The 8,515-nt window shown below is 66.2% G+C and carries 7 protein-coding genes and 1 tRNA gene; 5 read left to right on the top strand and 3 right to left on the bottom strand.

Annotated features, from left to right (window positions below; genetic code table 11):
* Nucleotides 1-5 precede the first annotated feature (5 nt).
* The 3 genes from QAT43_RS01535 to QAT43_RS01525 form a co-directional block, all read right to left on the bottom strand.
* Nucleotides 6-92: transfer RNA gene (locus tag QAT43_RS01535), tRNA-Leu, on the bottom strand.
* A 46-nt stretch (nt 93-138) separates the two neighbouring features.
* Nucleotides 139-987 carry an aminotransferase class IV gene (locus QAT43_RS01530; protein ID WP_305041263.1) on the bottom strand — a complete coding sequence of 283 codons (849 nt, stop codon included), beginning with the start codon at nt 985-987 and terminating at the stop codon, nt 139-141.
* A gap of 2 nt (nt 988-989) precedes the next feature.
* Nucleotides 990-2,351, bottom strand: a complete 1,362-nt coding sequence (locus QAT43_RS01525) for an anthranilate synthase component I family protein (protein ID WP_305041262.1) — start codon at nt 2,349-2,351, stop codon at nt 990-992.
* A gap of 165 nt (nt 2,352-2,516) precedes the next feature.
* Between QAT43_RS01525 and aroC the strand changes: the two genes are divergently transcribed.
* From aroC to QAT43_RS01500, 5 genes are all read left to right on the top strand, one after another.
* The gene (gene aroC, locus QAT43_RS01520; RefSeq protein ID WP_305041261.1) at nt 2,517-3,605 is read left to right on the top strand and encodes a chorismate synthase; all 1,089 of its coding nucleotides are present in this window, start codon (nt 2,517-2,519) and stop codon (nt 3,603-3,605) included.
* On the top strand, nt 3,602-4,828 hold the full coding sequence (locus QAT43_RS01515) for an MFS transporter (RefSeq protein WP_305041260.1): 1,227 nt from the start codon (nt 3,602-3,604) through the stop codon (nt 4,826-4,828). The genes aroC and QAT43_RS01515 overlap by 4 nt, the downstream gene beginning before the upstream one ends.
* 93 nt (nt 4,829-4,921) lie before the next feature.
* Nucleotides 4,922-6,376, top strand: a complete 1,455-nt coding sequence (locus QAT43_RS01510; protein ID WP_305041259.1) for a helicase HerA-like domain-containing protein — start codon at nt 4,922-4,924, stop codon at nt 6,374-6,376.
* Entirely contained in the window at nt 6,376-7,719 is a 1,344-nt protein-coding gene (locus QAT43_RS01505) for an MFS transporter (RefSeq protein ID WP_305041258.1), read from the top strand. Before QAT43_RS01510 ends, QAT43_RS01505 begins: the two co-directional genes overlap by 1 nt.
* A 35-nt stretch (nt 7,720-7,754) precedes the next feature.
* The gene (locus QAT43_RS01500) at nt 7,755-8,504 is read left to right on the top strand and encodes a class I SAM-dependent methyltransferase (RefSeq protein ID WP_305041257.1); all 750 of its coding nucleotides are present in this window, start codon (nt 7,755-7,757) and stop codon (nt 8,502-8,504) included.
* Nucleotides 8,505-8,515: the final 11 nt, after the last annotated feature.

Below are 8,515 nucleotides of genomic sequence, written 5' to 3'. Positions count from 1 at the left end.
TTAAGTGGTGGGGGCGGTCGGAGTCGAACCGACATGGGCTTGCGCCCGCTGGATTTTGAGTCCAGTGCGTCTACCAATTTCACCACGCCCCCTTTGGGTGCGGCAGGGAACGGATTATAAAGGCAAGGGCGGGCCTGGTCAAGCAGGAGTTTTGCCAGCAGGAGTTTTGCCGGAAATCTCCGCAAGCAGGCTGCGCCACAGGCCGCCGCCGCCCACGGGCTGGTTTTCGATGCGGGTGACGGGGAGAATGTCGATGAGGCAGTTGCTGAGAAAAACTTCTTCGGCCCGCAGCAGTTCGTCGCGGCGGATGGGGGTTTCGCGCACAGCGAGGCCCATTTTATGCGCCGCAGCCAGCACTTGGCGGCGCATGATGCCCGCCAGCACCAGTTCGCCGGCGGGGGGTGTGAGGAGTTCGCCGTCGTGCACGATGAACAGGTTGCTGGTGGCGCCTTCGAGAACCTCGTCCTGGGCGCTGAGGAACAGTGCCTCGCGCGCGCCTTTTTGCCGGGCATGGTTGGCGGCGTAGAGGCAATCGGCGTAGTTGCCGCGCTTCATCTGCGGCAGGTGGGAGAGGGGGTTGACGCGGCGGTTGGGAGCGAAGACGCAGGCCGCTCCGGTTTCGCGTTCCGGGTTGCCGGGCTCCTCGTAGGGAAAAGTGAGGATGACGAAGCGCGCCGCCTTGGTGGGCGGGTAGTCCAGGCCCTCGAAACTGCCGCGGGTCAGGGTGAGGCGGATGCGTGAAACCGGCGCGGTCAGGCGCGGCAGGGTGCGTTCCAGGGCGCTTTCGATGCGCTTGCGGTCGCAGGGAAAATCAAGCAGGCGGGCGGATAGCTCCAGGCGGTCGAGATGTTCGTTGACCAGCAGCAGTTTGCGCTCGCGGGCCTTGAGGGTTTCGAACAGGGTCTCGCCGTAGAGAAAGCCGCCGTCGTCCACCGGCAGGCGTGCTTCGCCGGGTTCGAGAAATCCGCCATCGATGTTGACGATCATTGCTACCCCTCCAGGGCCTTGCGCAGGGCCGCGCCTTTGGCGAGACATTCTTCCCATTCGCGGGCCGGGTCCGAATCGGCGACGATGCCCGCGCCCGTCTGGTAGCTGAGGTGTGCGCCGCAGCGCTGAAACGTGCGGATCAGGATGTTCCAGTCCATGTCGCCGGTGGCGCTGATGTAGCCGGCACTGCCCGTGTAGGTGCCGCGGCCGACGGGTTCGAGCTCCTCGATGATCTCCATGCAGCGTTTCTTGGGCACCCCGGTGATGGTGCCGCCGGGAAACATGGCGCGCAGCAGGGCGAAGGGACCGCAATCCTCGCGCACCAGGCCGCGCACGTTGGAGACGATATGGGTGACGTGGGAGTAGCGCTCGAGCACCATGAATTCATCCACTTCGACGCTGCCGGCGGTGCAAACCTTGCCGAGATCGTTGCGCTCGAGATCGAGAAGCATGACGTGCTCGGCGCGTTCCTTGGGATGGTCGAGCAACTCGCGGCCGAGCACCGCGTCTTCCGGAGGAGTATACCCGCGCGGACGGGTTCCCGCAATCGGGCGGGTTTCGGCGAGACGTCCGCGCAGCGAAACCAAACGCTCGGGGGAGGAGGAGATGATTTCCACCTCGGGCGTGCGCAGGTAGCAGGCAAAGGGCGAGGGATTGACCCGGCGCAGGCGGGCGTAGAGGTCGGTGCCCGGCTCGTCGCTCAAGCCGTCGAAGCGGCAGGAGAGATTGGCTTGATAGATGTCGCCCGCGGCGATGTACTCCTTGGCGCGCTCCACCCGCGCCATGAACGCCTCGCGGCTGAGCACCGGGGTGAGGCTGGGGGGCACGGCCGGTCGCGGCGCGGGCAGGGGAGAGGCGAGGGCCGCCTCGATCCTCGGCACCAGGGCGTCAAGGTCAAAGTCCGCGTCGAGGGACGCCAGGGTCATGCATCGCTCCGCGTGATCGTAGACCGCCACGGTGTCGACCCAGCTCAGCCACAGGGCGGGCAGGGGCAGGTCGCGCCGGGCGCGACGCGGCAGATCCTCGATCCACCAGGCGAGGTCATATCCCAGATAGCCGAAAAAGCCGCCGGGGAAGTGCGGCGTCGCGGCGTCGCGGGGGATGCGCCGCGCGGCGAGCACCTCCTCCAGACGCACGAAGGGATCGCCCGGCAGAGGCGTGGCTTGCCCGTCGGCGATCTGCATCAGCCCTCGCGCGTCGAGGCGAAACGCATCGCGCACCCGCAGGGGCAGGATGCTGAAGCGTCCGGTGCGCGGCGTGGGGTTGAGGCTTTCGAGAAAACCCGGACCCCGTGGGCAGAGATGCAGGTAGAGGGGCAGGGGGTCGAAAAAATCGAGGGGCAGAGTCAAAAAAGTCGGCGTCATGAACCGCTGGAATTCTCATGGATTGGGTGATGCAGCCGGCAAGATACCCGAAATTTTTGAGGATGCCAAGGAGACACCGGGCGGCGGGCGAAAAAAAGTTTTCGTTTGCCGCTCTTTTTCTTTTACCATTGGCCTTCCATCTTTTTTCCCAAGGAGCCGTACACCATGTCGAGTACCTTCGGTACGCTGTTCAGAGTTTCCACCTTCGGCGAATCCCACGGCGAGGGCGTCGGCGTGATCGTCGACGGCTGCCCGCCGGGTATGGAACTGCGCGCCGCGGACATCCAGGCGCAACTGGACCGTCGGCGTCCCGGTCAGAGCAAAATGGCCACGGACCGTCAGGAGGCCGACCGGGTGCGGATTCTCTCCGGCGTGGAATTCGACAAAACCCTGGGCACCCCCATCGGCCTGCTGGTCGCCAACAAGGATCAGCGGCCCGGCGATTACGGCGAGATGAGCCAGGTGCCGCGCCCCTCTCATGCCGATTACACCTATCAGATGAAGTACGGCATCCGCGCCTCCAGCGGCGGCGGACGTTCGAGCGCCCGCGAAACCATCGGCCGAGTGGCGGCGGGCGCGGTGGCGGAAAAATACCTGCGGGAAACTTTCGGGATCGAAATCGTCGCTTGGGTGAGCGCGGTGGGCGGCGTCGAGGCTCCGGACATCGACAGCACCCAGGTGAGCCGCATGGCGGTGGATGCCAACCCGGTGCGCTGCCCGGATGCGGCGGCCGCCGCGGCCATGGAGGCCGAGATTCTGCAGGTGCGCAAGGAACAGGATTCGGTGGGCGGCGTGGTCAGCTGCGTGTGTCGCAAGGTGCCGGCGGGACTGGGTGAGCCGGTGTTCGACAAGCTCGAAGCCCTGCTGGCCCAAGCGATGCTGTCGCTGCCGGCGAGCAAAGGGTTCGAGATCGGCTCGGGCTTTGCCGGGGCGCGCATGCGCGGCTCGGTGCACAACGATCCCTTCGTGCGCAAGGGCGAGCGCCTCGGCACCCTGACCAACTACAGCGGCGGGGTGCAGGGCGGCATCAGCAACGGCGAGGCGGTCCTGTTCCGCGTGGCGTTCAAGCCGGTGGCGACCATCGGCCTGGCGCAGACCACGGTGGACATGGACGGTCGCGAGGTGGTGCTGGAGGCCAAGGGGCGCCATGATCCCTGCGTGGTGCCGCGCGCGGTGCCCATCGTCGAGGCCATGACGGCGCTGGTGCTCATGGATCTGCTGCTGCGGCAGCGGGCGCGACGGGGCCCGATTTGAGTTCCCTGGCCGAGCGGCTTTCGCCGGCGCGGCTGGTGCTGCTGCTGTGCGTGGCGGAAATCCTCAGCATGACCGGTTTTGCCACCTATCCGGCGCTGCTGCCGGTGATGCAGGCGCACTGGAGTCTGAACAATTCCCAAGCGGGATTGGTCAGCGGGGTCTTTTTCGCCGGGTACATGGTCGCCACGCCCTTTCTCGTCGGCCTGACGGATCGCATCGACACCCGCCGCATCTATCTGCTCGCCACCTCGCTGGCCCTGGTCGGCAGCCTGGGGTTCGCCCTGCTGGCCGAGGGGCTGCTCTCCGCCATGTTCTTTCAGGCCCTGGTCGGCGCCGGACTGGCCGGCACCTACATGCCGGGCCTGCGGTTGCTGACGGAGCATTTTCGCGGCGCCACCCCCAGCCGGGGGGTGGCCTTTTATACCGCCACCTTCGGCCTGGGCACCACCGGCTCGCTGCTGCTCGCCGGGGCGCTGGAGCCCCTGGGCTGGCATTGGGCGTTCGCCGCCGCCGCGATTGGCCCCGCCATCGCCGGGCCCCTGGTGTTTTTGAGTTTTCCGGCGCGGCCGCCCCAGACCAGCGGTGCGCCGCCCGGTCTGTTGTTCGATTTTCGCCCGGTGCTACGCAACCGCGAGGCCATGGGCTATATTCTCGGCTATGCCGCTCACTGCTGGGAGTTGTTCGGTCTGCGCTCCTGGCTGCCGGCCTTTTTCGCCTTCAGCCTGGGACTGTCCGCCACCCAGGGCGGCTTCTGGTTCGGCGCCGCGGCGCTCGCCGCCTGGGTCAATCTCATCGGGCCGCTGGCCAGCATCTTCGGCAACGAAGTCGCCGTGCGCCGCGGCCGCAAGCCCGTGGTGTTGGCCACCATGGCCGCCTCGGGCACCCTGGCCTGTCTGGTCGGTTTTAGCGCGCCCCTGCCGATGCTCATCGTCTTTCCCCTGGTGACCCTGTATTTTCTGTTGGTCATGGGCGATTCGGCGGCCCTCACCGCCGGCCTGGTCGCCGCCGCCGAACCCGGGCGCAAGGGCGCGGCCATGGCCCTGCATTCCCTCATGGGTTTCGGCGCCGGTTTTCTCGCGCCCCTCGCCTTCGGTCTGGTGCTGGACTTGGCGGGCGGCAACGAATCGGTGACGGCCTGGGGGTTGGCCTACGCGGCGCTGGGCGTCTGGTCGCTGCTCGCGGTGGGCGCGGCCCTGTTGCGGCGGGCACGCCCCGTGCCGTGAAGGACAGGCCAATTCTCCTATCCCCTCGGTTTGACAATCGCTCCGCGTCAATTACAGTCACTTGCAGGCAACGCTTTTCCTGGGAGGTCTTTTATGATGGCATCGAACGATATTTGGTGGTTGGGTCGAGGTGAGGAGGAAATTTCGCTGTTGCCGGTCATGGCCAATCGCCACGGACTGGTGGCGGGGGCGACGGGGACCGGCAAGACCGTGACCCTGCGTGCCTTGGCCGAATCGTTCAGTGACGGCGGGGTGCCGGTGTTTCTGGCCGACGCCAAGGGCGATCTCACGGGTCTGGCCCTGCCGGGCGGCGACCATCCCAAGGTGCGCGAGCGCGTGCAAGGCATGGAATTGGGCGATTTTGCCTTTCGCGGCTACCCCGTGGCCTTCTGGGATCTCTACGGCAGCGCCGGGCATCCGGTGCGCGCCACGGTCTCCGAAATGGGCCCGCAGCTGCTGGGGCGCATCCTGGGGCTCAACGACACGCAGAGCGGCGTGCTCAATCTGATCTTCCGCGTGGCCGACGACCAGGGATTGCTGCTGCTCGATCTCAAGGATCTGCAAGCCATGGCCGCCTTTGTCGGTGAAAACGCCGCGCAGTTTCGCACCCGCTACGGCAATGTCTCGACGGCCAGCATCGGCGCCATCCAGCGTGCGCTGCTGGCCTTGGGCGACCAGGGCGGCGCGGGTTTTTTCGGCGAGCCGGCGCTGGATCTCGATGACCTGCTGAAAACCTCGGCCGATGGGCGCGGCATCATCAACATCCTTGCCGCCGAGCGGCTGATGCGCTCGCCGCAGCTCTACGCCACCTTCCTGCTGTGGCTTCTGGCGGAGCTCTTCGAGCGGCTGCCGGAGGTGGGCGACCCGCCCAAGCCCAAGCTGATTTTTGTTTTCGACGAGGCCCACCTGTTGTTCAACGACACGCCGCCCGCCCTGGTCAGTCAGATCGAGCAGGTGGTGCGCCTGATTCGCTCCAAGGGGGTGGGCGTTTATTTCGTGACGCAGAATCCCACGGATCTGCCCGACTCGGTCCTCGGCCAGCTCGGCCTGCGCATCCAGCACGCCCTGCGCGCCTTTACCCCGCGTGATCAGAAGGCGGTGCGGGTGGCCGCGCAGACGTTTCGCCCCAACCCGGCGCTCAATGTCGAACAGGCCATCACCGAGTTGGGCGTGGGCGAGGCGCTGGTTTCCCTGCTCGACGCACGCGGCACGCCGACGCCGGTGCAGCGGACCCTGATCCGCCCGCCGCGCAGCCGCATGCAACCCCTGAGCCCCACGGAACAAATCGCGGTGATTGCCGCCTCGCCCTTTGCCGGGCGCTACGAAAAAGCCATCGACCGCGAATCGGCCCACGAAGTGCTGCTGGCTCGCGCCTCCCAGCAACCGGTGCTGGAGAAGGCCGCGCCACGTGCCGCCGCGCCGCGCGCTCGGCAGGGTGACGACGTGGTGAGCGCCCTGGCCAAGAGCGCGGCGCGTTCCATCGGCAGCAACATCGGCCGCCAGGTGGTGCGCGGCGTGCTCGGGGCGCTGTTCGGCGGAAAGCGTTGATGAAAGCATCCGTTTCCGCGCCCGGAGCCTCGAAAAAGGAGATCTTCGGCTGGGCGATGTTCGATTTCGCCAACCAAGCCTACACCCTGCTCATCATCACCGTGATCTACGGTGATCTGTTTACCCGCATCATCGTCGGCGATGCCGAAAGCGGCTACCGTTTGGGCAATCTGCTGTGGAGCCTGGCCCTGTCCCTGAGCTACCTGCTGGTGGTGCTCACCGGTCCGGTGTGCGGGGCGATCATGGATTTCTCCGCGACGCGCAAGCGCTTTCTCTTTGCCAGTTACCTGGTGACGGTGATCGCTACCTCCCTGCTGTACTTCGTGGCGCCGGGCTATGTGTTGCTCGGCGTGCTGTTGCTGATTGTGTCCAACTACGCCTATGCCATCGGCGAATCCTTCATCGCCAGCTTTCTCCCCGATCTGGGCCGCCCCGAGGATCTGGGCAAGATTTCCGGTTTCGGCTGGGCCCTGGGCTATGTCGGGGGGCTGGTGGCGACGGCCTTCGCCCTGCTGTTTCTCGGCGCGGTGAGCGAGGAAAATTTCGCGCGCATCCGCTGGGTCGGACCCTTCGCCGGAGCGTTTTTCCTGTTGGCGGCCATCCCCACTTTTCTCTGGCTCAAGGAGCGCGGGCGCCCGCGCCGCCTGAAAAATTCGCGCAACTATCTGGCCCTGGGGATGCGCCGGGTGTGGCGCACCTGCAAAAGTCTTGCGGACTATCGCGACCTGGCGATTCTCATGGGCTCGATTTTCTTCGCCATGTGCGGCATCTCCATCATCATCGCCTTTACCTTCATCTACGGCGCCCAGGTGATCCGCTGGGATGAACCGGTACGGGTGCTGATGTTCGTGGTGGTGCAGATCACCGCCACCCTGGGCGCGCTGATCTTCGGTTTTATTCAGGATCACGTCGGGGCCAAATTGACCTACGCCCTGACGTTGGGGCTCTGGATGCTGGCCATCACCCTGATCTATCTGACGCCGCAACTGGCGGTTTGGGCGCGGGAGAGTCTGGGGCTGAACTGGCAGGCGCAGTACATCTTTCTGGTGGTGGGGGTGCTGGCCGGCACCTGCCTGGGCTCGACCCAGTCGGCGGGGCGCGCCCTGGTGGGGCTCTTCTCGCCCCGGAGCAAGGCGGCCGAGCTGTTCGGTTTCTGGGGGCTGGTGAGCAAGGCCGCGGCCATTGTCGGTCTGTTGGGCCTGGGTTTGTTGCAGATGGCCTTCGGCCTGCAGGCCTCGATTTTGTTCTGCATCCTGCTCTTCGGCCTGGCGCTGCTGGTGGTGCTGAGGGTCGATGAAGGGCGTGGGCGAGGTCGCGCAAGACCCTATCGGCCGGGACGTTGAATGGGGCACGGATTCTATCACGGAAAGGGCAGGGCATGAGTTCATTCAAGGATCATTTTTCCGCGACCGCCGACCAATACCGGGTCTTTCGTCCGACCTATCCCGCCGCCTTGTTCGAGTGGCTGGCGCGGATCGCCCCGGCGCGCGAGACGGCCCTCGATTGCGGGTGCGGCAACGGGCAGGCGGCCGTGCTCCTCGCGCCGCACTTCAAGACCGTATTCGCCGTCGATCCAAGCCGCGAGCAGATTCTCAACGCCATGCCCCGGGACAATGTCGACTACCGCGTCGCGCCGGCGGAAGTCACCGGGCTGGCGGACGGCAGCATCGACCTGGCGGTGGCGGGGCAGGCCCTGCACTGGTTCGACTTCGAGCGCTTCTATGCCGAGTTGCGTCGGGTGACGCGGCCCACGGGGGGAATCTTCGCCGCCTTTACCTATGGCCTCATCCAGTTGGGTGGGGCGGTCGACGAGGTCATCGGCCAATTTTATCACGACCTGCTGGCGGACTACTGGCCGCCGGAGCGCCGTCACGTGGACAGCGGCTACCAGTCCCTGCCCTTTCCCTTCCCCGAGATGGCCGCCCCCTCCTTCGCGCTGGTTGAAACCTGGGATGTGGAGCGTTTGGTCGGCTATCTGACCACTTGGTCCGCCGTCAAGGAGTACCGGCAACGCACGGGCACCGATCCGGTGCCGGCGGTTGCCGAGGACCTGTTTCGCGCCTGGGGCGAGGGGCCGGAGCGAGAAGTGCGCTGGCCCCTGGCGCTGCGGGTGGGGCGGGTGAATTGATCCGGCGGGCG

Source organism: Geoalkalibacter sp. (assembly GCF_030604225.1).
GTDB lineage: Bacteria > Desulfobacterota > Desulfuromonadia > Desulfuromonadales > Geoalkalibacteraceae > Geoalkalibacter.
This window is presented reverse-complemented; position numbering and strand designations above follow the sequence as displayed.